The 1,574-nt window shown below is 67.0% G+C and carries 1 protein-coding gene; it reads left to right on the forward strand.

Annotated features, from left to right (window positions below):
• Window positions 1-1,468: IS1634 family transposase (locus AIIKEEIJ_RS31210; protein WP_161995939.1), on the forward strand; the 1,468-nt coding region annotated here is incomplete at its 5' end.
• Between the last annotated feature and the right edge of the window lie 106 nt (window positions 1,469-1,574).

Below are 1,574 nucleotides of genomic sequence, written 5' to 3' on the forward strand. Positions count from 1 at the left end.
CGATCAGCACGCCCTCGACCTCGGCGTCACGCCGCAGATTCCGGTCGAAAAGCCCCTGGCCGGCGGGCAGAGCGCCCTGCTCGACCCTGCGCCCGGGCCTGTGCAGGTCGATGCGCCGGGACGGACGGAATCGACCGGGTCGGTGCTGCTACGCCAGGTGCTGACCGACGTGTACGACCAGCTCGGCTTCGGGATCGTCGGTGACACGGTCTTCCGGGACCTGGTGATCGCCCGGATCGTCGAACCGGGCTCGAAACTCGACGCCGGCCGGGTCCTGCAGGACCTCGGGGCGGATCCGCCGAGCTACGCCACGATCAAACGTCACCTGAGGCAGGTCATCACCGGCAAGTACCGGGATCGCATCGCCGAACAGTGCTTCGCCCATGCCGCCGCAACCGGCGGCCTGAGCCTGTTGTTGTACGACGTGACGACCTTGTACTTCGAGGCCGAAAAGGAAGACGACCTGCGGAAAGTCGGATATTCGAAGGAACGTCGGGTCGACCCGCAGATCGTCGTCGGACTGCTGGTGGACCGCACCGGGTTCCCGCTCGAGATCGGCTGTTACGAAGGCAACTCCGCCGAAACCCACACGATCGTGCCGATCGTGCGGCAGTTCCAGGCCCGCCACGACCTCGACGGAGTCGAGATGGTCGTGGCCGCGGACGCCGGGATGCTGTCGGCGGCCAATCTCGCGGCCCTGGATCGGGCCGGGCTCAAGTTCATCGTCGGCTCGCGGGTCACCAGGGCGCCCGGGGATCTCGCCTCACACTTTCATTGGAACGGCACCGTTTTCACCGATGGTCAGGTCATCGACACGATCACGCCGCGGCACGGCCGCTCGGTGGTGAACAACTCCCGTAAACGCGCCGAACCGGTGTGGGATCCGGCGGAACATCCGAATGCGTGGCGGGCAGTGTGGCAGTACTCGCGCAGTCGCGCCGCTCGTGACGAGAAGACCCTTAACGCGCAGGAAGCCCGCGCCCGGGCGGTGGTCGACGGGGACACGGCCGTGAAGTCCACGCGGTTGGTGACGGTCACCGCGAAGGGCCGGCGACTGGACACCGCCTCGCTGGAGCGAGCCAGGATGCTCGTCGGGCTGAAGGGCTATGTCACCAATCTTCCTGTCTCGCTGATGGATCCGGGCGAAATCATCGCGAAGTACCACGAGTTGTGGCATGTCGAGCAGTCGTTTCGGATGTCGAAGACGGACCTGCGGGCACGGCCGATCTTCCACCGCACCCGCGACGCGATCGAGGCGCACCTGACGGTGGTGTTCGCGGCGTTGGCCGTCTCCCGGGTGGTGCAGGACCGCAGCGGCCTGGCGATCGGTAAGGTCGTCAAGCTGCTGCGGCCGTTGCGGTCGGCGACCATCGCGATCAACGGCACCCGGCACACCTTCCCGCCGCAGGTCGATGCCGACCTGCGGGCCCTGCTCGACCGGATTTCAGGACCTGGGCTCACGCACTAACGAAATGAGCCAACTCGGGAGGGTCGAGCAGGGCGCTCTGCCCGCCGGCCAGGGGCTTTTCGACCGGAATCTGCGGCGTGACGCCGAGGTCGAGGGCGTGCTGATC

It is taken from the genome of Rhodococcus sp. YH1, assembly GCF_009939605.1.
Lineage (GTDB): Bacteria > Actinomycetota > Actinomycetes > Mycobacteriales > Mycobacteriaceae > Rhodococcus > Rhodococcus aetherivorans.